This window comes from Longispora fulva (genome assembly GCF_015751905.1).
Classification (GTDB): domain Bacteria; phylum Actinomycetota; class Actinomycetes; order Mycobacteriales; family Micromonosporaceae; genus Longispora; species Longispora fulva.
On record NZ_JADOUF010000001.1, the window covers coordinates 7,829,038 to 7,853,441 of the forward strand.

26 protein-coding genes and 1 pseudogene are annotated in these 24,404 nt (G+C 72.2%); 22 read left to right on the top strand and 5 right to left on the bottom strand.

Annotation, left to right across the window (positions count from 1 at the left end; all coding sequences use genetic code 11):
* Positions 1–7: 7 nt before the first annotated feature.
* The 5 genes from IW245_RS36330 to IW245_RS36350 all read left to right on the top strand — a co-directional run bounded on the left by IW245_RS36330 (position 8) and on the right by IW245_RS36350 (position 2,856).
* Positions 8–517 carry a hypothetical protein gene (locus IW245_RS36330; RefSeq protein ID WP_197007607.1) on the top strand — a complete coding sequence of 170 codons (510 nt, stop codon included), beginning with the start codon at positions 8–10 and terminating at the stop codon, positions 515–517.
* 80 nt (positions 518–597) lie between these two features.
* Positions 598–1,356 carry a peptidoglycan-binding domain-containing protein gene (locus IW245_RS42495; protein ID WP_197007608.1) on the top strand — a complete coding sequence of 253 codons (759 nt, stop codon included), beginning with the start codon at positions 598–600 and terminating at the stop codon, positions 1,354–1,356.
* The gene (locus IW245_RS36340; RefSeq protein WP_307788947.1) at positions 1,335–2,306 is read left to right on the top strand and encodes a serine hydrolase; all 972 of its coding nucleotides are present in this window, start codon (positions 1,335–1,337) and stop codon (positions 2,304–2,306) included. Before IW245_RS42495 ends, IW245_RS36340 begins: the two co-directional genes overlap by 22 nt.
* 14 nt (positions 2,307–2,320) lie before the next feature.
* Positions 2,321–2,617 carry a hypothetical protein gene (locus IW245_RS36345; RefSeq protein ID WP_197007609.1) on the top strand — a complete coding sequence of 99 codons (297 nt, stop codon included), beginning with the start codon at positions 2,321–2,323 and terminating at the stop codon, positions 2,615–2,617.
* Positions 2,614–2,856 carry a hypothetical protein gene (locus IW245_RS36350; protein ID WP_197007610.1) on the top strand — a complete coding sequence of 81 codons (243 nt, stop codon included), beginning with the start codon at positions 2,614–2,616 and terminating at the stop codon, positions 2,854–2,856. The genes IW245_RS36345 and IW245_RS36350 overlap by 4 nt, the downstream gene beginning before the upstream one ends.
* Before the next feature lie 67 nt (positions 2,857–2,923).
* On the opposite strand, the gene IW245_RS36355 is transcribed toward IW245_RS36350, so the two are convergent.
* Entirely contained in the window at positions 2,924–3,127 is a 204-nt protein-coding gene (locus IW245_RS36355; protein ID WP_197007611.1) for a hypothetical protein, read from the bottom strand.
* A 126-nt stretch (positions 3,128–3,253) separates the two neighbouring features.
* Between IW245_RS36355 and IW245_RS36360 the strand changes: the two genes are divergently transcribed.
* Both IW245_RS36360 and IW245_RS36365 read left to right on the top strand, forming a co-directional pair.
* Entirely contained in the window at positions 3,254–3,973 is a 720-nt protein-coding gene (locus tag IW245_RS36360; protein ID WP_197007612.1) for a hypothetical protein, read from the top strand.
* 77 nt (positions 3,974–4,050) lie between these two features.
* The gene (locus IW245_RS36365) at positions 4,051–4,629 is read left to right on the top strand and encodes a hypothetical protein (protein ID WP_197007613.1); all 579 of its coding nucleotides are present in this window, start codon (positions 4,051–4,053) and stop codon (positions 4,627–4,629) included.
* A 58-nt stretch (positions 4,630–4,687) separates the two neighbouring features.
* Here IW245_RS36365 and IW245_RS36370 read toward each other — a convergent pair whose 3' ends face one another.
* Entirely contained in the window at positions 4,688–4,888 is a 201-nt protein-coding gene (locus IW245_RS36370) for a DUF397 domain-containing protein (protein ID WP_197007614.1), read from the bottom strand.
* Positions 4,885–5,781, bottom strand: a complete 897-nt coding sequence (locus IW245_RS36375) for a helix-turn-helix domain-containing protein (RefSeq protein WP_197007615.1) — start codon at positions 5,779–5,781, stop codon at positions 4,885–4,887. The genes IW245_RS36370 and IW245_RS36375 overlap by 4 nt, the downstream gene beginning before the upstream one ends.
* 1,015 nt (positions 5,782–6,796) lie before the next feature.
* Between IW245_RS36375 and IW245_RS36380 the strand changes: the two genes are divergently transcribed.
* The 15 genes and pseudogenes from IW245_RS36380 to IW245_RS36450 all read left to right on the top strand — a co-directional run bounded on the left by IW245_RS36380 (position 6,797) and on the right by IW245_RS36450 (position 20,439).
* Positions 6,797–7,162: a hypothetical protein gene (locus tag IW245_RS36380; RefSeq protein WP_197007616.1), complete on the top strand. Its 366-nt coding sequence runs from the start codon at positions 6,797–6,799 to the stop codon at positions 7,160–7,162.
* A complete protein-coding gene (locus IW245_RS36385) occupies positions 7,159–7,512 on the top strand; it encodes a hypothetical protein (RefSeq protein WP_197007225.1) in 354 nt (117 codons plus the stop codon). Before IW245_RS36380 ends, IW245_RS36385 begins: the two co-directional genes overlap by 4 nt.
* A 329-nt stretch (positions 7,513–7,841) precedes the next feature.
* Positions 7,842–8,105: a hypothetical protein gene (locus tag IW245_RS36390; RefSeq protein ID WP_197007226.1), complete on the top strand. Its 264-nt coding sequence runs from the start codon at positions 7,842–7,844 to the stop codon at positions 8,103–8,105.
* Positions 8,105–9,058 (top strand): ATP-grasp ribosomal peptide maturase, encoded by a 954-nt coding sequence (tgmB, locus tag IW245_RS36395; RefSeq protein ID WP_197007617.1) that lies wholly within the window; start codon positions 8,105–8,107, stop codon positions 9,056–9,058. The genes IW245_RS36390 and tgmB overlap by 1 nt, the downstream gene beginning before the upstream one ends.
* Complete coding sequence (locus IW245_RS36400; protein WP_197007228.1) at positions 9,055–10,161, top strand: methyltransferase domain-containing protein; 1,107 nt, start codon at positions 9,055–9,057, stop codon at positions 10,159–10,161. The genes tgmB and IW245_RS36400 overlap by 4 nt, the downstream gene beginning before the upstream one ends.
* A gap of 272 nt (positions 10,162–10,433) precedes the next feature.
* On the top strand, positions 10,434–10,790 hold the full coding sequence (locus IW245_RS36405; RefSeq protein WP_203787688.1) for a YraN family protein: 357 nt from the start codon (positions 10,434–10,436) through the stop codon (positions 10,788–10,790).
* Positions 10,790–12,256, top strand: a complete 1,467-nt coding sequence (locus tag IW245_RS36410) for a YifB family Mg chelatase-like AAA ATPase (RefSeq protein ID WP_197007619.1) — start codon at positions 10,790–10,792, stop codon at positions 12,254–12,256. The genes IW245_RS36405 and IW245_RS36410 overlap by 1 nt, the downstream gene beginning before the upstream one ends.
* Positions 12,253–13,443: a DNA-processing protein DprA gene (gene dprA, locus IW245_RS36415; protein ID WP_197007620.1), complete on the top strand. Its 1,191-nt coding sequence runs from the start codon at positions 12,253–12,255 to the stop codon at positions 13,441–13,443. The genes IW245_RS36410 and dprA overlap by 4 nt, the downstream gene beginning before the upstream one ends.
* Positions 13,444–13,657: 214 nt before the next feature.
* Positions 13,658–14,539: a tyrosine recombinase XerC gene (locus IW245_RS36420; RefSeq protein WP_197008867.1), complete on the top strand. Its 882-nt coding sequence runs from the start codon at positions 13,658–13,660 to the stop codon at positions 14,537–14,539.
* 60 nt (positions 14,540–14,599) lie between these two features.
* Positions 14,600–15,754, top strand: a complete 1,155-nt coding sequence (locus IW245_RS36425; protein WP_197007621.1) for an aminotransferase class V-fold PLP-dependent enzyme — start codon at positions 14,600–14,602, stop codon at positions 15,752–15,754.
* Between the two features lie 125 nt (positions 15,755–15,879).
* Positions 15,880–16,464: pseudogene (locus IW245_RS41240) on the top strand (M23 family metallopeptidase); the annotation flags it as partial.
* Positions 16,465–16,673: 209 nt separating this feature from the next.
* Positions 16,674–17,408, top strand: a complete 735-nt coding sequence (locus tag IW245_RS36435) for a methyltransferase domain-containing protein (RefSeq protein WP_197007623.1) — start codon at positions 16,674–16,676, stop codon at positions 17,406–17,408.
* Positions 17,405–18,541: an alkaline phosphatase family protein gene (locus IW245_RS36440; RefSeq protein WP_197007624.1), complete on the top strand. Its 1,137-nt coding sequence runs from the start codon at positions 17,405–17,407 to the stop codon at positions 18,539–18,541. The genes IW245_RS36435 and IW245_RS36440 overlap by 4 nt, the downstream gene beginning before the upstream one ends.
* 10 nt (positions 18,542–18,551) lie before the next feature.
* Complete coding sequence (locus IW245_RS36445; protein WP_197007625.1) at positions 18,552–19,877, top strand: DNA polymerase IV; 1,326 nt, start codon at positions 18,552–18,554, stop codon at positions 19,875–19,877.
* A 181-nt stretch (positions 19,878–20,058) separates the two neighbouring features.
* Positions 20,059–20,439: an SCO2097 family morphological protein gene (locus tag IW245_RS36450; protein ID WP_197007626.1), complete on the top strand. Its 381-nt coding sequence runs from the start codon at positions 20,059–20,061 to the stop codon at positions 20,437–20,439.
* A gap of 220 nt (positions 20,440–20,659) precedes the next feature.
* Here IW245_RS36450 and IW245_RS36455 read toward each other — a convergent pair whose 3' ends face one another.
* Complete coding sequence (locus IW245_RS36455; protein ID WP_197007627.1) at positions 20,660–23,071, bottom strand: transglutaminase TgpA family protein; 2,412 nt, start codon at positions 23,069–23,071, stop codon at positions 20,660–20,662.
* A 31-nt stretch (positions 23,072–23,102) separates the two neighbouring features.
* Complete coding sequence (locus IW245_RS36460) at positions 23,103–24,404, bottom strand: DUF58 domain-containing protein (protein ID WP_197007628.1); 1,302 nt, start codon at positions 24,402–24,404, stop codon at positions 23,103–23,105.

Here is a 24,404-nt window from a genome sequence, read left to right on the forward strand (position 1 = left end):
TGCCCCGGTGGCCATCACCGTGCCCGTCGCCCGCACCTGGGCGGACACCGACCCCCTCAACACCACCAACCTCAACGTCGGGGTGCGCGACCCCATCGCGTTCGCCCTCAAACCGCCCGGGTGCGCGCTGAACCGCACCGGCACCCTGTTCAACCTGCCGGCCAGCAGCTACGTCGCCGTGCCGCTCAACAACGCGGTGTTCAACAACGCCGGGATGTACAGCGCCGGCAACGACTACATCCGGATTCAAGCCACGGGCCTCTACCAGATCACCGCCTATGCCGGGTTCGACTCCAACGCCACCGGCCAACGAAAGCTGGGCATCAACGGCGACGGGCAGTACCTAGCCGAGGACAACCGGCCGGCCATCTCCGGTGACGCCACGCATTGCACGATCAACGCCCTGGTGCCGTGCACCGTCGACATGTTCATCCGGCTACACGTCTTCCACACCGGCAGCGCCGCCCTGAACATCAACGCGCCGAAACTCGCCGTCGCTTGGCACTCGGCCCTGTAGCCGTCCCATCAACCCCACCGCCGCGCGCCTGGCGCCTGGCGGCCTCTCGCCATGCCCACAACTGAATAGGGAGTACCGCTGTGGCCACGATCGCCACCACCACCATGCAGAAGTTCGCCCGTGACTGGGAGAACGCCATCGTGTCGGCCGAGTTTTCCGGCATCGTCGGCGACCGCGCCCACGCCCGTAGCGGCGGCTATCACATCAGCCGGGAGGATCAGCCCGGCTCGAACTACAGCGTTCAGCTTGCCGAGGACAAGCTCGGCGATTCCCGCTGGGCGAGCGCCGTAGACATGTCCATGAACGCCGCCGACATGGCGCTCGTGACGGGCCGGCTGCTCGCCAGCGCGAAGGACCCGGCCGACCCCCGGCTCGACTTCACGCGGGAGTTCTACGGCACGACCAACGGCCGCGACGTGACCGGGTGGGACACCTACTACAACCGGCCGTCGAGTTCGGACTCGTCGCACCTGTGGCACGTTCACGTGTCGTTCCTGCGCAAGCACGCCGACAACCCCGCCGCCATGTCCGCCGTGCTGTCGGTCATCACCGGCCAGCCCGCCCCGGGCGGGGGCACCCCGACCCCCCAGCCGGGCTACCCGGCGTGGCCGGGCCGGGAGTTCGCCTACACCCCGGGTCGGCCGCAGATGAACGGCGGCGACGTGCGTACCTGGCAGCAGCGCATGAGCGCCCGGGGCTGGAGCATCGGGGTCGACGGCTGGTACGGGCCGCAGTCCGCCAGCGTCGCCCGCCAGTTCCAGGCCGAGAAGGGGCTCACGGTCGACGGCATCGTCGGCCCGCAGACCTGGGCGGCGGCGTGGACCGCCCCGATCACGTGACCGAACCCGGCACGCGTCGGTGGCGCCGGGCGCGCGGGCCGCTGGCCGCGACGCTCGCCGGGCTGCTCGGGGTGGTGGTGCTCGGCGCGGCGACGTTCGCCGCCCGGGTGCCGCCGCCCCCGCCGGCCGCCTCCCTGATCCTGTACCCGCCGACGGCGGCCCCCTCGACCATGCCGCAGCCCTGCACGATCGAGGGCGGTTGGCCGTGCGAGTGGGCGCCGCGGTTTCACGCCGCCGCCGAGCTGGTCGCCCGCAGCCCCGGAACCCTGGGCCTGGTGCTCGTCGACCGGCACACCGGGGCCCGGTTCACCGCCGGGGCGACCGGCGAGCGGATCTGGACCGGCTCGACCATCAAGCTCGCCCTGACCGTCTACGCGCTCGACGCCGCCCGCACCGGGCGCCAGCCCCTCACCCCGGACGCGCGCGGCGACCTGGCCGCCATGCTCCACACGAGCGACGACGCCGCAGCCTCGCGCACCTGGCAGCGCTACGGCGCGACCGCGATGCTCGCCACGTTCCGCGACACGTACGGCATGGCCGGGCTCACGATGTCCGGCAGTCACGGCGACTGGGGCGCGCTCACCGCCACCCCGGGCGACCTCGCCGCGCTCATGTCCTACGCCCTCGACCACACCCACCCCGACGACCGCGCCTGGATCGCCGCCGCCATGCGCGACGTCGGGGACGTCCAGCACTGGGGCATGTGGTCAGCCGGGCCGGGCTCGGGCGTCAAAAACGGATGGCTGGAGAACCCCTACGGCGGCGCGTCGCACTGGTGCGTGTCCACCGTCGGGTTCACCGGGGACGGCGAGCGGTACGTCGTCGCGGCCATGTTCCAGATGCCCGAGGGCCGCGACTCCCTCGACCTGGGCGCGCGCACCCTTAGCGACCTCGCCGCCGTGTTGTTCGCCCGCCCGACGCCCGCCCCGGTCGCCCCTCGACCCACCTAGGAGGATTCCCGCCCGTGCGTGCCGCCGACCTCGTGCTCGCCCTACTCGGCACGGGTGTCGTGTCCAGCATCGTCGGCGCGCTACTCGGCCGCCGCGCCCGTGACGCCGAGGTCGCCAAGCTTTATGCGGAGCGCGATGTGCTGCGCGCTCAAGCGGCGCACGCCATCACCGAGGCCGCCGCCGCTGTCGCCGACGAGCTACGAACCGAGCTGGCCCGCCTGTCCGACGAGCTGGCCGACGCCCGTACCGAGATCGCGCGACTCCGCGCGGTTATCGACACCCTCACCAGCAAGGAGCACCCGAGACCGTGAATCCGGCCCTGACCCCGACCGCGCTCGGCGCGGCAATCTCCGTGGCCATCAAGGCCGTACTACTCGCCCTGGTGGCGCTGCGGGTGCTGCCCCTCGACGACGCGCAGGTCGCCGCGCTCGTCCTGGCCGTCGCCGCGCTCGCCGATCTCGGCGTGTACCTCGGCGTGGTCCGGCCGCGCGTCACCCCGATCGCCAACCCCAAGGATGCCGACGGCACGCCGCTCGTCCGCGCCGAGTAGCCCACACCGCAACGCCCTCGCCTTCCGCCACGTGCGGGGGGCGGGGGCGCTTTTTTTGTGTTCCGGGCTAGTCCGCCTCAATCCCGTTCGCGCGGAGAATCCGGCGCACCTGCTCGCGGGCGTAGCCGGAATCCGCTGCGATCTCGCCCACCTTGGCCCCGTCGAGTTTCGCCTCGACGATCGCCTTATGTAGCGCGGGTTTCGCGGCCCGCATCACCTCGGCCGCCTCGCGCACGGCGCGCCGCTTCGGGGTGTCTGTCTGCTCAGTCATCCACTCATCGTGTCACACATCGAGAGGCCACACCATGTGGCCACACGGCTTGACGTTGCGCCACACAATGTGGCCTACTGGTGTTGCCACACAATGTGGCATCAAGTCAGAGGATGGGGAGCGGCAATGGAGATCGAAAACGCCACCGTCAAGGGCCACGACATGACGGCCGGCATGGTGTGCACCTACTTCGGGCGCGGCGAGCAGCCCACCGAGACCGGTGTCGTGGTCCGGGTCGTCAAGCCCGGCACGCGGTACCTGGTGATCGACGGCAATGACACCGTGCTCGACGAGTTCGGCGCGGCGGTCAAGTTCTGGGCCTACGGCGACGACTTCATGCCGCGCGCCGCGTACCGCCGCGTGCAGGACGGCAAGCGTGTCGAGTTCGTCTCGCTCGCCGCCGAGCTGCCTACCTCCGCCGACGAGTCGGTCGAGTTCAGCCACTGCGCGCACTGCTCGGCGCTCATCTCCCGCCGCGCCGACCGCCCCGGCCGCCGCTGGGGACACGCCGCCTCTGACGGTTGGTGGCTCCCGTGCGGCGACGGCTCCAGCCGCAAAGCCACCCCCGACGACACCCGGCCCGCGCCCCTCCTCAACAACTCGCCGCACACCCAGACCGCCAGCGACGCTGACGAGCAGCCGCTCACCGTGACGGCCGCCAACCTCGCCGCCGGGGACTGGGCGAACCTCGGGCACGACGACGCGCCGCTCTGGGTGTTCATCACCGACCCGCCGACGCTCGACCTTCACGACGTGCAGGTCATCGGCCTGGCGCGCGGACACCGGCCGATGTCGACGATCCTTGCCCCATCCTGCCCGGTCGAGATCCGCCGCCCAATCCGCTGACCCGCCGCCGGGGCGCGCGACCCGCCGCCCCGGCGCCTTCCCCTGTCTGGCTGATCGATCCAACTGGAGCCCCCGCGATGACTGCCCCGACCGCCGCCGCCTCGACTCGCTCGCTTTCTGTACTGCGCTGGGTCTCTCTGATCGCCGCCGCCGCGCTGGGCCTGTGGGGCGAATACACCCTCGCCGTCGCGGTCGGCTGGCACCCCGTCGCCGCCGTCGCCTACCCGGTCGCCCTCGACGCGTACCTATGGGCCGCGCTCGCCGCCGGCCGCCGCAGTGACCTCGGGTGGGCGCTCGGGCTGGCCATCGTGTCGCAGCAAGCCGCACACGTCGCCCCGATGCTTCCCCACGGCGCACAGATCGCCGTAGCCGCCCTGGTCGCCGCCGTCCCCCCGATCATCGTTTGGCGCGTGCATGTGATGTTCACTCCCGAGCCGCAGTCCGAACCCGAGCCCGAGCCCGTAGCGCCCCCGGCCGAACGCCTCGCCGCCCTGGCCGCAGAACTGCCGCCCAAAGGCCAGCGCCCCGCTGCCGCCACGGCCGCCGTTGCCGCCCGCATACGAACCGAGTTGCCGGGTCTCGACGAACTCACCATCGCCGACGCCCTTGGGGTCAGCACCCGTTACCTCCGCAGCATCGCGCCGCGCGCCGCCTGACGCCAGACACGCGAAAGGGCGGCCCTCATGGTGGGGCCGCCCCGCGTTGTGGGTAGGTCTACATGCCGCGTTGGTCCTTGAGGCTCTCGGTAAACGCCGCCCACTCTGCGGAGCTGAACACCAGCGCCGGACCAGTTGGGAGCGTCGAGTCGCGGACGCCGACGACTCCGGGGATGTTGTCGGCCACCTCAACACAGTTGTTGTCTTGACCAGTGCTCCGGGTCGACTTGCGCCACCCCGAGAACTCGCTCGTGTTCATGTTCCGTGTGCCCTCTTCTCGTCTCGGGTCAGAACCTCGTCAGCCGCGTCGCGCAGTACCGCGATGCTGTCTGATTCGGACAGAGCCGCGTCTCGCATCCGCCGGTAGATCTCGGCGTACGGCGCGACCTGGTCCCGCTCGGTGTAGATCAGATCGGCCGTTTCGGTGTCGACCGCTGCGACATCCGGGTCACCGTCGGGGTATGTGTAGAGCGAGAACGACGAGCTAGGCAACCAGTTATCGGCGATCTGCACTCGCACGGGAAGCACAAGCACCCGGATACGCGGGTCGTGCTCGGCAGTGTCCGCCACATGGCGTAGCTGGGCGCTCATGACATCCGGCGAGGCCGCCAGCCGACGGACCGCAACCTCTTCGAGAACGACCTCGTATCTCGGTCCGTCCGGCCGATCTAGCATCCGCTGGCGGAACGCCCGCGCCTCGATCGCCTTCTCACTGCTGTAACGGGGTGGGTGGTTGCCTTGAATTCGAGCCCAGTTCGTTCGGGCTCTGGTGTAGTCCGGAGTCTGTAGCAACCCAGGCACGACAACGCCCTGGTACTCGCAGATGGTCAGGGCACCTGACTCCAGGTTTGCGTACGTCTGTTGCCGCTCGCCCATGTGCGGACTGAAAGCTTCCCACCAGCCGCGCTCAGCGGCATCCGAAGCCATCTTGATCAATGCATGCCATCGGTCGCCGGTCACGCCCAAGGCGTCAAGCACCTCGCGCACGTCAGCGACGTTCGGCCGTTCCTTCGCGGTCTCCAGTCGGGACACCGTCATCCGTGACTTTGAGAGCTTCGAGCCCAGCTCGGTGGAGGACAGGCCGGCTGCTGTCCGCAGTTCCTTGAGTTCGGAGGCGAGGCGGCGACCGCGCACAAGCGGACTCGTTGTCATGGGCTGACTCCTGTTGGTGATCGTGGTCTGTTCAGAGGTGCCGCCTTGATCAGAGGGTACCCGCTGCACAGAACTGCGATTCGATCCGAATCCCGTTCGGCTGGGCCAAGGCATCGAAGGCGGACGTGTAGTGCGGAACGTGTCGCTGTGAGTCTTGCATCACATCCGTTCTGCTGGAACACTCGGATCTGTCCGAAACCTTGAACAGAACAGAGATCTTGAACTGAACAGCTTACGGCGAGCGAGTGATCTAGCCCAGATGGGATGAATCGGAAGCCGCTGAGCGGCGCTGAAAGGCAGAGGGCGGGCCTGGTTTCTGAGGCCACGCGGCCCGCCCTAGCCATCGAACGAGGGGAAGGCGTATTGCAGTGGACCTGCTACCAACCGACTCACGGACTGTCTACCACGAACCGATACCTGGGGCTACCGCTCTAGGGGCCAGCGAGGCGCGCGACCTGCTGGCCGAGCACGTGCTCGACCCTCGCTCGGGGATGTGTCGCGTGTGCCTAGTGCCGGGCCCATGCGAGTCGGCAGGCTTGGCCATCACCTCTCTCGCACGTCTTGGCGTTCCGCCGCCGGGCGTTGTCGCCCTGACGCCGGTTGACGGGCCGACGGTGGCGCTGCCGACGGTGCCGCCGCCCCGGCACCTGGTCGCGCCCGAGCGTCCCGAGGGGTTGCCCAGGCACCACGCCGCCCCTCCGCCGTCCCCGGCGCCGCCGGGTGTCGACCCGCTCGACTGGGCGCTCGCGTCTCGTCTCCTGTGGGACCACCGCGCCGACGAGTCGGGGGTGTGCCGTGCGTGCGGCACGTCGTACTGGTGCCGCGCTCGCCGGCTGGTCGATCGGGTCATCAACCCGCGCCGTCTGTCGCCGCAGCCCCGCCCCGAGCCGGCCGACCGGTTGCGACTGTCGGCACCGGGGTCGAGGTCGCGCCGCGTGCCGGGGGAAGCGGGCCGCGCCTACTTCGACCCGCCGCCGTACTGGGGTGCGCCCGGTTGGTTTGGGCAGGCTGCGGCATGACGGTCAACGGGCGCACGCTGCCGCTGGCCGTGCCGCAGGGGACAGCGTTGGGGACGCTCACCACCTGGTACGACGACAGCGCGAGAAAGAGCATGATCCCGGGCGGGTACCGGGTCGAGTGCGACGGGCACCACTGGCTGTGGCTGATGCCGGGCACGGGCTACAAGATCAGCTACGACGGGCAAGCGTGGATGGTCGAGGGCGGCGAGTGGGGGCTCGTGCGCCTCACCTGTGACGGCGGACCCGTTACCGTGCTTCCCACCTCGTACCGCGAGCAGCCCCTCGATCCTCGCGAAACCTACGTCGTGGTGCCCGACTTCGAGATGTGGGCGACCTGGGAACTGTTCAGGTGGCGCGGATGACCAGCGCCCGCGACCAGCCACCCCCGCCCGATCCGATCCGGCCGCCGCGCCCGTTCGCGCTGCGCCGCTGGTCTGACCCCACCGGAGTCAGCGGCACGGGCGTCGTCGCGCACGGTGTGGTGTGGTTCGACGGCCGGGTCGAGCTGCGCTGGATCGGCACCACAACCGGGGTCACGAGTAGCTGCTCGTACGACTCGATTGACGACGTGCTGCGCGTGCACGGGCACGGCGGACGCACCGAGGTCGCATGGCTGCCCGAGCCGTCGCCGAAACGCTGGTGTGGCAACCCGTGCCCCACCCACCCGAGCGACGACGCCAGCGTGAGCGCTGCACGTTTGACTCTGACCTGATCCACTCAACTCGCGGCGGCTCCTGGGATCGGGCCGCCGCCGCGCCCCGACCGCTGGCGGTGCCACTCACACGCCGCCGGCCGTGCGGGGCAACGCCGGGGCCCGCTCGTTTCCCAACAAGCGGCGGGCCCCGGCACCTCGACCCGACACAACCGGGAGGCACGACGTGACGCTCGATGTGACACCACGCGGGAGGGGCCCGCCGACCTGCGCGCGGTTGAACCGGCACCAGCAGATCCATAGCGAGCGCACCTAGTCGAAAGTCGTCGATTTACGACACAGTGAATACGCGCCGCACCTGTGGCGCACCTCGTGAAGGAGGCCCGTTCATGTACCCCCCAATGTTCGGCCCGGCGCAGCCGGACCCCCTGATGCCGGCATCCCGCCTGTTCCCCCGGGCGCTGCCAATCGTGCCCGGCAACGACGAGCAGCCCACTGACGCCCGTCCCTTCGTGCTGCGGGGCACGGTGCCCGGCATCGTCACGGCAAAGCACCGCACACCGGCCACGCTGAAGAAGCACAGCAACCCGACCAGCCTCGACGGCCCCAAGGCTGGCACCAAGAACGACGAGTACACGACCCCCGACGACTGATGACCATCCTTATCATCAGCGCGCGCGGCGACTGGTCGGCTGAAGTTGTGGCCGATCAGCTCGCCGCGCGCGGCGTCGACTGCATCCGCATCGATCCGGGGGAGTTCCCCCGCGATGCGCGCCTCGCCGCCCGCCTGGGCGCGGGGTGGTCGGGGACGTTCACCGGGAACGGCGGCCCCCGGCTCGCGCTGGAGGACGTCACGGCCGTGTACTACCGCCGCCCGAGTGACTTCACCATGCCCGACGGCATGTCCGGCCCCGAGCTGGGATTCGCCCGCTCACAGGCCCGGGTCGGCGTCGGTGGTGTCCTGGCCTCGCTGCCGGTCAAGTGGATCAACCACCCCGGGGCACTGGCTGATGTCGAGTACAAGCCGCGCCAACTCGCCGCCGCCGCCGACGTCGGGTTCATCGTCCCTCCGACGCTGATCACCAACGACGCCGCCGCTGTCCGCGAGTTCGCCGAGGCGACGGGCGATCTGGTGGTCAAGCCGCTCGCCGACCCCATCGTCGCCGAGGCCGGCGACTACACCCCCGTATGGACCCGGCGCGTCACCGCCGCCGACCTGGTCGACCTCGCCGGGGTGGAGACCACCGCCCACCTGTTCCAAGCATGGGTGCCCAAAGCCTTCGAGGTCCGCCTCACCGTCGTCGGCCGCCGGCTGTTCCCCGCCGCCATCCACGCCGGTTCCGACGCCGCTCGGGTGGACTGGCGGGCCGACTACGACTCGCTGACGTACGAGACGATCGCCTGCCCCGCGCCCGTCGTAGCCTCGGTGGCGAGGTTTCAACAGCGGTTCGGCCTGATCTACGGCGCGTATGACTTCGTCGTCACGCCTGATGGCCGCTGGGTGTTTCTGGAGTGCAACGGCGGCGGCCAGTTTGGCTGGCTCACCGAGGAACTTGACCTACCCATACCGGCGGCCATCGCCGACGAACTCACGGAGGCACCATGACTGACTGGCACGCCCAAGCCCGCGCCCTCGCCGCCCGGCTGACGGCTGACGGCGCGCTCACTGACCCGGCCTGGCGGGCAGCGATCGAGGCGACCCCACGCCACCGGTTCGTGCCCGAGGTCCCCGTCGAGGACGCATACACCGACGACGCCCTCGTCACCCAGACCCGGCCCGGCGACCTCGGCGGCGGCGCGTTCATCGAGATCCCGACATCCTCGGCCAGCGCACCCGAGGCCGTCGCGGTGATGCTCGAAAACCTCAACATCACCGACGGGGCCCGGGTGCTGGAGATCGGGACCGGCACCGGATACAACGCCGCCCTACTGTGTCACCGCCTCGGCCCCGACCGGGTGTACTCCGTCGACCTGGACCCGGCGCTAGTGGACCGCGCGCGCGATGTGCTGGCCGACCTCGACTATCACCCGACGCTGAAGGCCGCCGACGGATACGCCGGGCTCCCCAGCGCGGCACCGTTCGACGCCATCCTCGCCACCTGCTCAGTAACCCAGATCCCCCCGGCCTGGATCACTCAACTCGCCCCCGGCGGGCGCATCGTCGCGCCCCTACACGGCGGAACCGACGCCGCGCTCATGGTCCTCACCAAAACCGCCCCCGACGAAGTAGTCGGGCACTTCGACCCACACCGCATGTCGTTCATGCCCCTACGCCCCCGCCTCGACGACCCGCTCGCCGGGCCTCGCGCCAGCACCCACGGCCGGATGCCCCACTACGGCACCACCACCCTCGACCCGGAACGCCTGACCAACCCCGACGACGAACTCGCCTTGTTCCTCCACCTGCACATCCCGGGACTGTCCATCGGCACCACAGAGGGCGGACCCACCGGCAAGGCAGTCACCATCTCCGACGCCGCATCACTCGCCGAGGTCCCGCTCATCCCCGCCGGCCCCGGCCGCTGGACCGCGCTACAACGGGGCCCCGCCCGACTCTGGGACACCGTCGAGCACGCCGCCGCCCTCTGGGACACACTCGGCCGCCCCGGACGCGACCGCCTCGGCATCACCGCCCTCGACGACCCCGACCGCCAATACATCTGGCTCGATGACCCCGACGGGCCCTACTCCTGGCCCATGCCGCTGTAGCTGGATGTCGCGGCCCCTGAAGGCACAAGCCCGAGGGGGTCGCGCTGGTCATCCGTGCTGTTCACTTTGAATCTCCCATGCTACGGTTCAAACTGAACAGAAGTTATCCACAGGCTGTTCACAGCGTCAGCCAATCCCGCGCTCTGGTCTCTGTTTCCCCAGCTCAACCGGAAGTGTTGGTTATCCACAGGCGTGCCGCGGCTCCTTCCGCGACCCGGCATCGTTTCGTCGGATCGGACGATCGGGTCGACGTGGCGGAGTTGGGAGAGCGCGTGGCGGCGAAGGACGCGGTGGGTAGGTATGGCGAACGGGTCGCCGCGAGGTTCCTGGTCGATGCCGGCATGGCGGTGCTCGACCGGAACTGGCGGTGTGGCGAGGGCGAGATCGACATCATCGCCCGCGACGGCGACGCGCTGGTGATCTGCGAGGTCAAGACCCGGCGCGGCGACTCGCACGGCTCGCCGGCCGAGGCGGTGACGGCGGCCAAGGTCGCACAGGTGCGCCGGTTGGCGAAATACTGGCTGGCCCACAGCGGGCTGTCCACGGTGGAGGTCCGGTTCGACGTGGTCTGCGTCCGCCCCCGACGCAGCGGCCCCGCCACGGTGGAGCACCTGCGTGGGGCGTTCTGATGGGGTATGCGAGGGTGCACGCCGTCGGCCTGACCGGGGTGCGCGGCAGCCTGGTGGAGGTGGAGGCCGACGTGCGCACCGGCCTGCCCGGGCTGCTGCTGACCGGCCTGCCGGACACCGCTCTGCACCAGGCCCGCGACCGGGTGCGCGCCGCCATCGTCAACTGCGGCGAGGAGTGGCCGTCGAGGTATGCGGTGGTGAACCTCCTCCCGGCCTCCCAGCCGAAGGCCGGTTCGGGATTCGACCTGGCCATCGCGATGGCACTGCTCTGTGCCCACGGTGCGTTGCCGGCCGCCGTGCTGGCCGACACGGCGTTCATCGGCGAGCTGGGGCTGGACGGCCAGGTCCGGCCCGTGCGCGGCACCCTGCCCGCCGTGCTGGCCGCCGCCAGGGCCGGGGTCCGACGGGTCGTCGTGCCGCTGGCCAACGCCAGGGAGGCCGCCCTCGTGCCGGGCATCCTGGTGAAGGCCGTGGACAACCTCGGTCGCCTGATCGCCTTCGCCAGGGGCGCCGGTCGCCTGCTCGACCCGCCGCGGGAGCGGCCGGTGACGTTCCCTCCTGGCCCGGACCTGGCGGACATCGCCGGCCAGGAGGACGGCCGGCGGGGCCTGGAGGTGGCGGCCGCCGGCGGGCACCACCTCGCGTTGTTCGGCCCGCCGGGCGCCGGCAAGACGATGCTCGCCGAGCGGCTGCCCGGTCTGCTGCCCCGGCTCGACGACCAGGCGGCGCTGGAGGTCACCGCCGTGCACTCCGTGGCCGGCGTGCTGCCCCCAGACGGCGCGCTGATCCGCCGGCCGCCGTTCCAGGCGCCGCACCACACCACGAGCCCAGCCGCCCTCGTCGGAGGCGGGAGCGGGCTCGCCCGGCCCGGGGTGCTGTCCCTGGCCCACCGGGGCATCCTGTTCCTCGACGAGGCCCCGCTGCTCAGCGGTACCGCGCTGGACACGCTGCGCCAGCCGCTGGAGTCGGGCTGGGTGCGGCTGGCCCGGACGCGGGGCACGGCGGAGTACCCGGCGCGGGTGCAGCTGGTCATCGCCGCCAACCCGTGCGCGTGCGCCAGCGGGGTGCTGGTCTGCGACTGCAGCCCACTGGCCCGCCGGCGGTACCTGGCCCGGATCTCCGGGCCGCTGCTGGACCGGATCGACGTCCAGCTGACGCTGCGCCCCGTCACCCCGGCCCAGCTGATGGTGGATCCGACGGCGGCGGCGACCGAGCGCTGGTCGGGCACGGGCTGGACAGCGAACAGCCAGGTGCCGGGCGTGGACCTGCGCGGGGGTCCGTGGCGGCTGCCCACCACAGTCAGCCAGGACCTCACCCGGTACCTGGAGCTGGGGTTGCTGTCGGCGCGCGGTTTCGACCGGGTGCTCCGGGTGGCCTGGACACTCGCCGACCTGGGCGGTCGGACCAGGCCCGACAAGGGCGACATACGCGAGGCCATCCATCTACGACTGAGGAGTTCCACATGACCGTCACCATGGCCCGGATCGTCCTGGCCAGCCTGGTCGAACCGGGCAACGCCGTCCTGGCCCGCCTCGTGCGGACCTCCGGGCCCGCCGAGGCCCTGCGCCGCCTCCTGGGCGAGCCCGAGGCACCGCACGACCTCGTCACCCTGTCCGCCGCCGCGAAGGCCAGACTCGGCGACCGGGACCCGTGGCGCCTCGCGGAGGACGCCAGGAGCGCCGCGGACCGGCTCGGCGCGCGGCTGGTCACGCCCGAGGACCCCGACTGGCCGACCCGCGCCGACGAGCTGGCCCGGATGAGCCGCGGCGGCGCGACCGGCATCGACGTCGACAGCCAGCCACCGGTGTGTCTGTGGGTGCGCGGCGCGCTGCCGGTCGCCGACACCGTGGACCGGTCCGTGTCGGTGGTCGGCGCGCGGACGGCCACGCCGTACGGCCTGTACATGGCCACGGAGATCAGCTTCGGCCTGGCGGAGTCGGGATGGACGGTCGTTTCCGGTGGCGCGTACGGGATCGACGCCGCGGCGCACCGGGCGGCGATGAGTGCCGGGGGACGCACCGTGGCCGTCCTGGCGTGCGGCATCGACACGGTGTATCCACTGGCCCACGCCGGGCTCTTCGAACAGATCGCGGACACCGGGCTGCTGCTCACCGAGTGGCCGCCCGGGGCGACCCCGCACCGTACCCGGTTCCTGGTGCGTAACCGGCTCATCGCCGCCCTGTCGCGGGGCACGGTCGTGGTCGAGGCGGCGGCGCGCAGTGGGGCCCGCAGTACCGCGCGGCGGGCGTTCCAGCTCAACCGGGCGCTGATGGCGTGCCCCGGGCCGGCGACGTCGCCGACGAGCGAAGGCTGCCACGCGGAGATCCGCGAGCACCACGCCCGCCTCGTGACGACACCCGAGCAGGTGCTGGAGGAGGTGGGACGGATCGGGGAGTACCTGGCGCCGCCGGTCCGGGGCCGGGCCACCGAGCGGGACGGGCTGGACGACCTGGCGGCGCGGGTGCTCGACGCCGTGCCCCGGGGGCACGCGATCTCCGCGGCGGAGATCGCAGTGGTGGCGGGGGTGTCGCCGACGGACGCTCGGCGCAATCTGCCGGCGCTCGTCGCGCGGGAGCTGGTGGTCGAGGACGATCACGGCCTGTTCCAGACCCGCCGCAGGCCGTCGACCCGTCCGGCGGGTCGCAGGGGCTAGCAGCCGCCATCCGGGCAGCCCACTCCCTTCTGGCGCGCGGGCTGGCAGCCGCCATCCGGGCCGACGTTCGCGGCTGGCCGCCCGCAGCGCCAGGGGCCGGAGCGGGTGACAGCCGTGCGCCGGATCGTCGCGGGTGCCGGTCCGGGTCGGCCGGTGGGGCTAGGGTCGTGGTGTGAGTTCGGCCCATGAGAGTTACTCCGCGCTGCCCGAGGCGATGCGCGACGCCGTGGACGACTTCGCCCGGCACCTGGCCAGCGAGCGCGGCCGGTCGGTGCACACGGTGCGCGCGTACACCGCGGACACGGTCTCCCTGTTGTCCCACGCCGCGGCCGACGGCCACCCGACGGTCGCGGGCCTGGACATCCGGGTCCTGCGCGGCTGGCTGGCCGGGGTCCGCGCGGGCGGGGCCGCGCGAGCCAGCCTCGCCCGCCGCGCCGCCGTGGCCCGGGTGTTCTGCGCCTGGGCGCACCGCACCGGCCTGCTCGCCGTCGACCCGGGTCAGCTCCTGGCCAGCCCCAAGGCCCGACGGGACCTGCCGCACGTCCTCCGCGCCGAGCAGGCGGCCGACATGGTGGAGAAGGCCGACGAGACCACCCCGGCGGGGTTGCGCGACCGCCTGGTCCTCGAACTCCTCTACGCCACCGGCATCCGGGTCAGCGAGTTGTGCGGCCTCGACATCGACGACGTCGACCGCGAGCGCCGCGTCCTGCGGGTGCTCGGCAAGGGAGCGAAGGAACGCGCGGTGCCCTACGGGGTACCCGCCGAACTGGCTCTCAACGTCTATCTCAGCCGCGGCCGACCCGCCCTGTTCCGGTCCGAGAAGAACGCGCTGCTGCTCGGCGACCGGGGCGGGCGGCTCGGGGTGTCCAGCGCCCGGAAGATCGTCGAACGCGCGGCCGACCACGCGGACCTGCCGCACCTGTCGCCCCACGGTCTCCGGCACGCCGCGGCCACCCACCTCCTCGACGGCGGGGCCGATCTGCGCTCGGTGCAGGAGCTCCTCGGGCACGCCTCGCTGGCCACCACCCAGATCTACACCCACGTCTCGGTGGACCGGCTCCGCCAGGCCTACAACCAGGCGCATCCCCGCGCCTGACCTGAGATATTCGTCGGTACCCCTGTGCCGGAGCCGCCGGAGGCCCTAGCGTCAGGGTCCATGGCGAACCCTCCCACCCCGCTGCCCGGTGCCCGAGACCTGTTCACCCTCGACCAGACTGTTCTGCAGCTCAACCACGGCTCCTTCGGAGCCGTTCCGCTGCGCGTCCAACAGGCCCAGCAGGCGCTGCGCGACGAGATCGAGTCCAACCCGATGCGGTTCTTCACCCGGGGCGCCATCGAGCGGGTCGAGGCCGCGCGGCGGGCGATCGCGGAGTTCCTGGGTGCGGATCCGGAGGGTACGGCGCTGGTCGCCAACGCAACGACCGCCGCCCAGATCGTCTCCGACTCGGTGGCTCTCGCGCCGGGCGACGAGGTGCTCGTGACCGACCACGGGTACGGCGCGGTCACCATGGGGCTGCGGCGCGCGTGCGACAGGGCCGGGGCGGCCGTGGTGACCGTGGCCGTCGAGCCGAACGCGACCGACGACGAGATCGTGGCGGCGCTCGTCGCGGCGGTCGGCCCCAGGACCCGGTTGGCGTACGTCGACCAGATCACCTCCCCGACCGCGCTCCTGTTCCCCGTCGCCCGGATCGTCACGGCGCTCCGTGCGCTCGGCGTCGCCACGCTGGTCGACGCCGCGCACGTCCCCGGCGCCCTCGATGTGGACGTCACGGCGATCGGGGCGGACTTCTGGCTGGGCAACATGCACAAGTGGGCGTACGCGCCGCGCGGCACGGCCGTCCTCACCGTCGCCGAGGAGTGGCGGCCCCGGATGGAGCCCACGATCGTGTCGTGGGAGGCGCACCGCGGCTTCCCCGGGGCCATCGAGTGGCAGGGCACCCTGGACTACTCGGGCTGGCTGGCCGCCCCGGTCGGGATCGACGTACTCCACGACCTCGGTTGGGCTGAGGTCCGCGCGCACAACACGGCCCTGGTGGAGTACGGCCAGCGGATCGTCGCCGCGGCCCTCGACGCCCCGGCCCCCGGCTCACCGGGGCTCCCGATGCGCCCCATCCCGCTGCGTCCCGGACTGGTGGACAGCCAGGACGCCGCCGTCGCGCTCCGGGCCCGCATCGTCGCGGAGATCGGCGCGGAGGTCGCGATCAGCTACTGGGGCGGCGGCGGGATCCTCCGGCTGTCGGCGCAGGTGTACAACACGGCCGCGGAGTACGAGCGGCTCGCCGAGGCGTTGCCGGTGCTGGTCAAGGGCTGAGGCCCCGCGCCGGTCCGTGCCGGGCCGGCGCGGTTGCGGCTGTGACCAGGGCCCTGTTGTCCACAGGCAGGGTGGTTATCCACAGGGGAGCGACCGGCGGTCACGCCGACAGTGACCCTGGGGGCATGTCCGTGCTCAGCGCCCTGCTCACACTTCTTCTCCTCGGGGCGCCACCTGCTTCCTGGGTCCCACCCGACCGACCCGGGATCGCGTCCCGAGACGCGCTCCGGGACAGGCACTACCGACCGGGCGCCGAGGGGGTCTCCCGCCCGGTGGCGCTCCCAGCCGTGGACCCGCCGGGACCATCCATCCGGTACCAGTGGCCACTCGCCCCCACCCCGACGGTCACCCGCCGCTTCCAGCCCCCTCCGGCCCCGTGGCTCCCCGGCCACCGCGGCGTGGACCTCGCCGGCGCCCCCGCCCAGCCGGTCCTGTCCGCCGGGGCAGGGGTCGTCCACTTCTCCGGGGTCGTCGCCGGCGTGGGCGTCGTCAGCGTCCAGCACCCTGACGGCCTGCTCACCACATACCAACCGGTCACACCGGCTGTCGCGACGGGTGCCGTCGTCCGCCCCGGCGACCAGTTGGGCGACCTCGAACCGGGCCATCCCGGCTGCCCGACCACGGCGTGCCTGCACTGGGGCCTGCGACGCGGTCGCACCTACCTCGACCCGCTCACCCTTCTCGGACACGGCCGCGTCCGCCTCCTCCCGACGACCACCGCGAGGCCCGCCCGCCTGGTACCGGCCACCACCCGAGGTGAGCCGCCACACCCGCCCACCGGCACCCGCGCCGGCCTTTCCGCTGCCCACAGCACCCGTCGGAACCACGGACCACCCCTCGGACACGTTCGGCTCCAGCTGCTCCCCGACGCGGGGAGGCTAGGCTTCCAGGCGTTGACGTCGACGAAGGAGATTGAGCCGTGGAGCGAACCCATGCGGCGCCGCGCACAGCGGTCGTCTGGGCCGTGTTGCGCGCCGAGTTGGAGCGGCGGGCCGGCGAGAACCTGACCATCGTCGACGTCGGCGGTGGCACGGGCGGGTTCGCGGTGCCCCTCGCGCAGGCCGGGCACACGGTGACCGTGGTGGACGCCAACCCCGACGCGCTGGCCGCCCTGGCGAGGCGCGCGGCCGAGGCCGGGGTCGGCGAGCGGGTCACCGCGGTGCAGGGCGACGCGGACCGCCTCGGCGAGCTGGTGCCCACCGCTGGCGCCGACCTGGTGCTGTGCCACAGCGTGCTGGAGGTCGTGGACGACCCGGCCGTCGTCGCCGGCGACCTCGCCGGGGCGCTGCGCTCCGGCGGCGCGGCCAGCATCGTGGTGGCCAACCGGGTCGCGGCCGCCCTGGCGCGGGCGATCGCCGGCCAGTTGCCGGCCGCTCTGGCGACCTTCCAGGACCCGGCCGGGCGCGGCGGCCCCCGTGACACGCTGCTGCGCCGGTACGACGCGGAGTCCGCCTCCGCCCTCCTCGCCAGCGCCGGCCTCGCCGTGGAGCAGGTGCACGGGGTGCGGGTGGCCGCGGACCTCGTTCCGGGGGCGCTCCTGGACACCGAGCCGGGGGCGTACGAGGCGCTGCTCCGGTTCGAGCTGGCCGCCGCCGCGGTGCCACCGTACCGGGACATCGCCACCCAGATTCACCTGTTGGCCCGCAAGTCATGACCAGCCGGATCTTCCCGGATCCGGCCAGCCATGCACCCCTGACCGGCACGATCTCCGACATCCTGCCCAGCGTCCTGACCGCCATCACCGGCGCGGGCGCCGACCGGCTCGGCCTGACGGCCCGGCTCGCCGGTGCCCGCCGCGTCGTCGTCCTGCTGATCGACGGCCTGGGCTCCCGGGTGCTGCCCCGGGCGGCCGACGTGGCCCCGGTCCTCGGCGACATCCGGGCCGGCCGGCTGGGCGGCATGACGGAGATCGCCTGCCACTTCCCGTCGACCACCCCGGCGAGCCTGGTCAGCCTCGGCACGGGTGCCCTGCCCGGCGCGCACGGCGTCCTCGGCTTCCGGGTCAACCTGCCCGGTACCGACCAGGTGCTCGACCACACCCGATGGCAGGACGACCCGGACCCGGCGGTGTGGCAGCCGGTGCGTACCCGGTTCGAGTCCGCCGGCGTCTCCACCGCCGTGCTCGGCCCGGCGGCCTACGAGGGCAGCGGCCTGACCGTCGCGGCGTACCGGGGGGCGCCGTACACCGGCGCGAACCTCGGCACGCTGGTCGACCGGGTGCTGGCCAGCGACGCGCGCCTGATCTACGGCTACCACCCCCGGGTCGACACCGCCGGACACCTCTTCGGCCTCGGCTCGCCGGAGTGGCTGGCGGAGGTCGCCGCTGTCGACGCCATGCTCGGCCAGCTCGTCGAGCGGCTCCCGGAGGACACCGCGCTGGTGGTGACCGCCGACCACGGCATGATCAATGTGCCGGACGAGGACCGGATCGACTTCGACGCGGTCCCCGAGCTGCGGTCCGGGGTCCGGGTGCTGGCCGGCGAGCCGCGGGTGCGGTACGTGCACACTCTGCCCGGCGCCCAGGCCGACGTGCTCGCGGCGTGGCGCGCGGTCCTCGGCGACTCGGCCTCCGTGGTGAGCAGGTCGGAGGCGATCGACTCCGGCTGGTACGGCCCGGTGCCCGACGCGCACCGCGACCGGATCGGGGACATCGTGGTGACCTGCCTCGGTCGGCGGGTCGTCGTGGCCTCCGAACTCGAGCCGGGCGCGTCCGTCCTGGTCGGCTACCACGGCTCGGTCACGCCGGATGAGGTCGGCATTCCCCTGATTGTCGTACCGCCCCGGTAGGTTCACGGCTGTGGGCCGTCATCAGCCACTTCCCGAGGAGCGCGACGTCCGGTTCGGTCCGGGCGCCGACGATGACGGCTGCCCGATCCTGCACGTCGACATGGACGCCTTCTACGCCTCCGTGGAGCTTCGCCGCCGCCCCGAGCTGCGCGGCCGCCCCGTCATCGTCGGCGGCCTCGGCCCCCGGGGCGTGGTGAGCGCCGCCAGTTACGAGGCGCGAAAGTTCGGCGTCCGCAGCGCGATGCCGATGGCCCGCGCCCGGCGCGCCTGCCCGCACGCGGTCTACCTGCCGCCGGACTTCGAGGCGTACAGTGCCGCGTCGCGCACCGTGATGGCCATGTTCCGCGACGTGACCCCCCTCGTGGAGCCGCTGTCGGTGGACGAGGCGTTCCTGGACGTGTCCGGTGCCGTCCGCCTGTTCGGCCCGCCGACCGGCATCGCCCAGCGGCTGCGGAGCAGGGTCCAGGCCGAGATGGGCCTGACGTGCTCGGTCGGGGTCGCGCCGAACAAGTTCCTGGCGAAGCTGGCCTCGACCAGGGCCAAGCCGGACGGCATGCTCGTGGTGCCGCGGGCGATGGTCTTCGACTTCCTGCACCCACTGCCGGTCGGCGCGCTGTGGGGCGTGGGGGAGCGGACGGCTGAGGCGCTCCGCCGTCTGGGGCTCACGCTGGTCGGCGACGTCGCCCAGGCCCCGGCCGCCACCCTCCGCCGCGCCCTGGGCGAGGCCGTCGGCCGCCATGTGTACGAGTTGTCGTGGGGTCGCGACCCGCGCCGCGTCGTCACCGACTCCGTGGAGAAGTCGATCGGCGCGGAGACCACGTTCGACCTGGACGTCACGGAGCCGGACCTTCTCCGTCGCGCCCTCCTCGCGCTGTCGGACAAGGCGAGCCGTCGGCTGCGTGCGGCGGCGATGGTGGGCCGCACGGTGGCGCTGAAGGTCCGCTTCGACGACTTCAGTACGGTCTCGCGGTCCCGGACCCTGCCGGTGCCCACCGACGTGACCCGCGAGGTCTTCGAGACGGCCTGGTCGCTCTACACGATTTTGCGAGATTCAGTGGGTTCTCGACCAGTTCGCCTGATCGGGGTGCGCGTGGAGGGCCTGCTCGGCGCCGACGGCCAGCCCCGCCAGTTGACCCTGGGCGAGCCCGACAAGGGCTGGCGGGAGGCTGACCAGGCGACGGATGCCGTGGCAGCCCGGTTCGGGGTCGCGGCCCTGCGCCCGGCCAGCCTGTTGCGGCCACGGGACGCCGGAATGACGGGCCGGAAACCGGGTGGTGAACGTGACCTGAGATCGACTGCCCAGGAAGGCCCTGAAGGTGGCAGGATAGAGGAGTGACAGCGGGTGGAGGTCCACTACACCCCGAGTTGGGAAGTCCGGAATCCGGTCAGGTTTGATAACTGGCCAACATCCGGCTTTCCGAGTCGGTGGCCCCCTCGTAGACTGGCCTATAGGCAGCCGAACGGCTGCGCGGTCCGCCGACCCGCCCGGGTCGGCTCGATGACCGGGGAGGAGTGCCGTGCCGCTCTCCGAGCACGAGCAGCGACTGTTCGAGGAGATCGAGCGGTCGCTCGCCGATGACCCCAAATTCGCCTCGGCGGTGCGGGCCAGCGATCCGGGCTACCGCAGCCGGCGTCGCCTGGTGGCGGCCGGTGGGCTGTTGGTCATCGGCCTCGCACTGTTGATCTACGGTGCTGTGAGCAAGATTCCGCTGCTGGGTGTCGCCGGTTTCGTGGTGATGCTCGGCTCCGCGGCCTACGGACTGCAGTCGCAACGCCGGGCGCACCGTCCTGAGCTGCGCGCCGTCGGGGGTCAGGCGAGCCGCCGGACCCGGACCCGCAAGTCCTCCTTCGTCGACCGTCTCGAGGAACGCTGGCGTCGTCGCATGGACGACCGCTGACCCATCGTGTGCGGGGCCCGGCCGGGTGATCCCGGCCGGGCCCCGACGCGTACCCGCACCGGCGGTCACCCGCCGCTCCCGGCGGCGCGTCAGAGGTCGCGAACGTCGACTCGTCCTTTCTCCACAGCGTCCATGCGCGCGATCGTGGTGGCCCGCGCCACCCGCCTGACACGGAGCGGCCCCCACACCTGGTGGTGTGGGGGCCGCTCTTCCCGATTCCTCAGCGCGTCCGGAACAACTTCCGCGGCGTCAGATGATGGTGCAACCGCGCCAGCCACTCCACCGTCACGAACCCGGCGTTCCCGGTGGCCCGTCGCCACCGCTCCACGGTCGACGGTGGCATCAGCACGGCGGAGATCCGTACCCACCGGCCGGAGTCGTCGCGCAGCCCGGCCCGCACGGCGCCGAGCGCGGCCCGGATGCCTTCGCCGGCGAGTGGCTCCCGGGCGTACCGGGCGCGTTCCTCGGCCGTGGCCAGCAGCCTGGCCCCCTCGGCGGCGCCTCCGGTGAGCAGCCCGGCGAAGGCCCGCTCGCCGACCACCCGGCCGGTGAGCCGGGTCATCAGGCCGCGGGGCGTCTCGATGGCGTCGCTGTCGAGCCCGTAGTCGGTGAGCAGGTCACCGAACTCCGTCCACGCCTGGTGGGTGTTCCGCCGGACCACGTCGGGGTCGGCGGAGCTGGTCCACGCGAGCCGTCGGCGCCGGGTGAGGATCCGGGCGGTCGCGGGGGTGAGGAGTAACGCGAGGAGCACGAGGGCTCCGACCAGGAAGTACGGCCACTGGGCCGGCTTGACGGGCGTCGCACCGGCCGCCGCGCCGCTGTCCTTGTCCTTGATCCCGGTGTCGCCCTTCGGGGCGGTCGGGTCGCCGTCGTCGACCGGGCCGGAGGACGGGCCGGCGTTGGTCGGGGTCGGGTTCGGCCGGCTCGGGTCGGGGGCCCAGGGCAGGGCCACGGAGCCGGCGACCAGGGCCGACGGGGTCGGGTCGAAGGGCACCCAGCCGAAGCCGGTGAAGTACACCTCGACCCAGGCGTGCAGGTTGTAGTTGGTGACGACCCAGGTCTTCGGCGAGCCGGGAACCTGGGTGCCCTGGGTGAAGCCGGTGACGACCCGGGACGGGATGCCGGCCTGGCGGACCATCCAGGCCATCGCGGAGGCGTACTGCTCGCAGTACCCCTTCTTGTTCTTCAGGAAGTCCTCGATCAGGCTTCCGCTGGTGCCCGGCTTGGTGCTCAGGGTGTAGCTGAACCCGTTGGTGTCGGAGAACGTGTTGAGGATCCCGAGCACCTTGTCGTACTGGTTCGACGCGCCCTGCGTCGCCCGGATCACCTCGGAGGCCACGTACGCGTTTTGCGGCACCTTGGTGAACATCTGCGCTGCCGGGTCGTCGGGGCTGACGTTGGGGGCCCTGCGCAGCACCTCGGCCGTGAACCCGTAGTCGATGTAGCTCTGGGTGTACTTGGCCCCGCGCGCGTTGCTGCCCTTGCCGGAGAACGCCACCCCGGTGATCGGGTCGTACTGCCAGGTGCCCTTGACCTTGCGCGTGTCGACGGTGCTGGCCCTCGGGTACAGCAGGAGGTAGGGGGTGTCGAGGTTGTGCACCTCGATGGAGGCCGTGTGCTGCTGGCGCTTCACGTCCGCGGACATGCCCTGGCTGGGGTCGGGGAGCGAGCCGAGCGCCTTGGGGGTATGTGGGTTCGAGGGGCGGAAGCCGGACTCGGTGACGTCGTCGGCGACCGCGAGCTTCAGGTACCCGGGACTGGGGTTGTCCGTGGTCATCCTGGCCATCTCGATGGTCCCGTTGCGCATCAGGAAGCCCTGCAGCTGCGTGATCGGGTTGACCATCGAGCCGCTGCCGTTGCCGGACCCGTTGCCGGGCCCGGTGCCGTCGCCGGTGACGCCGAAGGTGTTCATGATGCCGCTGCCGAGGCTCGGGACGAGCAGGGGCAGCGCGACCGCGATGGCGAGGCTGGCGATGCCGAGCCGGCGGCCGGCGGCCCCCATCGGGGACGGCTCCCACGCGTCGATGTCCTTGCCGTCGCCGCTGAACCGCCGGCCCCAGCGCCGGACCCGGTCGGTGTTGTCGGCGACGAGCAGCCACAGGTAGCCGGTGGCGCCGAGCACGAACGGCCACACCGGCACGCCGGTGTCGATGACGGCGACGGGCACCGAGTAGATCGCGAGCATCGGCAGGCCGGCGAGTGCCGGCCGGCGGAGCGTGACGGCGAGCATGTCGATGAGCAGGGTGACCATGCCGACGCCGAGCAGGGTGAGGAACTGCAACGCGACCCGGCTCGGGGCCGGCACCGCGACCTGCTGGATGTCGTCGCCCGCGGTGTTCAGCAGGTCGTTGAAGTGCACGAAGACCGCCGGCGTCGGCAGGACGCCCAGCAGGGCGCCCTCGCCGAACCGCGAGGTCAGGAACAGCAGGAGCACGCCCATCGTGATCAGCGGCTGCGCCCAGGACGGGGCGCGCAGGGCCCGGGCCGTGACCGCGGCGCCCACGATGAGCACCACGAGCATCGTCGCCAGGGTCAGCAACCAGCCCCAGGACTCGAAGATCGAGGTCAGGGGCGCGATGGCCAGCAGGGACGCGATCCCGGCGATGATCGCCACATGCCTGCGCTGGGTCACCCCGTCACCTCCCTCGGTCGGGTCGAAGCTGTCATGGGTTAACCCCCGTCGATACGGTTTCGGCCATGGCGGCGCGGAAGGCGAAGCCCTGGTTGCCCCGGGCCGCCTGCGGCCACAGCGCCGCGAGCCGGGAGCCGTGCGAGACGCCGACGACCCGCCAGCCGGCCCGGAGCAGGGCCAGCGCGCCGGCCTCGTGCGCCTGTTCGGCGGCGGCCCGCTGGGTGGGCGGCAGTTGCAGCCAGGTCGTGCTGTCGAGCAGGAAAGCGATACATATCGATCCGGTACGCCGCAGGCCGCCCAGCAGTTCGGCCTCCTCCGGCGTGATCAGCCCGAGCACGGCGATGACGAGCCCGCCGTCGGAGCGGCGTCGGATCCGCTCCATCAGCCGGGTCAGGTCGCCCCGGGGGCCGAGCTTGACGTCGGCGAGGTAGTCGAGCATCGCGCCCTCGCCGTCACCTTCGTTGGCGTCGATGTCGGCGCCGGTGTCGGTGACCATCCGCAGCTTGTAGCCCTCGTGCCGCAGGTGCAGGGCGACGCTGGCGGCGGCCGAGACGGACCACTCGAAGCTGGAGGTGGGGCCCTCGCCCCGGTGCGCGGTGCCCCGGGTGTCGACCACGATGGTGGCCTTGGACTCCCACGGCTGTTCCTCGCGGCGCACCATGAGCTCGCCGACCCGGGCCGTGGACCGCCAGTGCACCCGGCGCAGGTCGTCCCCGTGCCGGTACTCGCGGGTCGCGGCGTCGTCCTCGCCGTGCACGGCCACCGACCGGGCGCGGCTCTCGCCGGACCCCGCGTACTCCCCGGCCAGCCGGATCTCCGGCAACGCCGTGACCTGCGGGATCACGGTCAGTCGGTCGGTGGACGGGAAGGAGCGGGTCAGCTCGCACAGCCCGAACGGGTCGGTGAGCCGCACGACGAGCGGCCCGACCTCGTACCGGCCGCGCACGTCGGCGCGCACCGTGTAGGCCACAGTGGACGTCTGGTACGAACCCAGGCGTTCCAGGACCAGGCGGGGCCGGGAGCCCAGCGCGTAGGGCAGCCGGTCCTCCAGCAGCATCGTGCCGGTCGGGATCCGGGACAGGTTCTGCAACCGGAGCACGACCCGGGCGCTGGCCCCGACCGACGCGCGCCGGGGGTCGAGCACCCGGCTGCACGTCAGGCGGTACCGGGTCCGGGAGATGGCCGCCGCCGCGAGCAGCGGAAGCGTCGCCAGGAGCAGGGCGACCGGGAGCAGGTCCTTCTCGCCGAGGACGATCGCCGACACCAGGGCCGCCGCGGCCGCCGCGAGGAACGACCGGCCCCGTGTGGTGAGCCCGGCCAGTGCCTCCCGCAT

What these genes read in the sequence shown, in the direction of transcription:
- IW245_RS36365 (WP_197007613.1), top strand. Translation starts at nt 4,051, where the DNA reads ATGACTGCCCCGACCGCCGCCGCCTCGACTCGCTCGCTTTCTGTACTG.
- IW245_RS36380 (WP_197007616.1), top strand. Translation starts at nt 6,797, where the DNA reads ATGACGGTCAACGGGCGCACGCTGCCGCTGGCCGTGCCGCAGGGGACA.
- IW245_RS36390 (WP_197007226.1), top strand. Translation starts at nt 7,842, where the DNA reads ATGTACCCCCCAATGTTCGGCCCGGCGCAGCCGGACCCCCTGATGCCG.
- tgmB (WP_197007617.1), top strand. Translation starts at nt 8,105, where the DNA reads ATGACCATCCTTATCATCAGCGCGCGCGGCGACTGGTCGGCTGAAGTT.
- IW245_RS36375 (WP_197007615.1), bottom strand. Translation starts at nt 5,781, where the DNA reads ATGACAACGAGTCCGCTTGTGCGCGGTCGCCGCCTCGCCTCCGAACTC.
- IW245_RS36420 (WP_197008867.1), top strand. Translation starts at nt 13,658, where the DNA reads ATGCGCGACGCCGTGGACGACTTCGCCCGGCACCTGGCCAGCGAGCGC.
- dprA (WP_197007620.1), top strand. Translation starts at nt 12,253, where the DNA reads ATGACCGTCACCATGGCCCGGATCGTCCTGGCCAGCCTGGTCGAACCG.
- IW245_RS36400 (WP_197007228.1), top strand. Translation starts at nt 9,055, where the DNA reads ATGACTGACTGGCACGCCCAAGCCCGCGCCCTCGCCGCCCGGCTGACG.
- IW245_RS36360 (WP_197007612.1), top strand. Translation starts at nt 3,254, where the DNA reads ATGGAGATCGAAAACGCCACCGTCAAGGGCCACGACATGACGGCCGGC.
- IW245_RS36355 (WP_197007611.1), bottom strand. Translation starts at nt 3,127, where the DNA reads ATGACTGAGCAGACAGACACCCCGAAGCGGCGCGCCGTGCGCGAGGCG.
- IW245_RS36425 (WP_197007621.1), top strand. Translation starts at nt 14,600, where the DNA reads ATGGCGAACCCTCCCACCCCGCTGCCCGGTGCCCGAGACCTGTTCACC.
- IW245_RS36460 (WP_197007628.1), bottom strand. Translation starts at nt 24,404, where the DNA reads ATGCGGGAGGCACTGGCCGGGCTCACCACACGGGGCCGGTCGTTCCTC.
- IW245_RS36440 (WP_197007624.1), top strand. Translation starts at nt 17,405, where the DNA reads ATGACCAGCCGGATCTTCCCGGATCCGGCCAGCCATGCACCCCTGACC.
- IW245_RS36370 (WP_197007614.1), bottom strand. Translation starts at nt 4,888, where the DNA reads ATGAACACGAGCGAGTTCTCGGGGTGGCGCAAGTCGACCCGGAGCACT.
- IW245_RS36385 (WP_197007225.1), top strand. Translation starts at nt 7,159, where the DNA reads ATGACCAGCGCCCGCGACCAGCCACCCCCGCCCGATCCGATCCGGCCG.
- IW245_RS36410 (WP_197007619.1), top strand. Translation starts at nt 10,790, where the DNA reads ATGGGGTATGCGAGGGTGCACGCCGTCGGCCTGACCGGGGTGCGCGGC.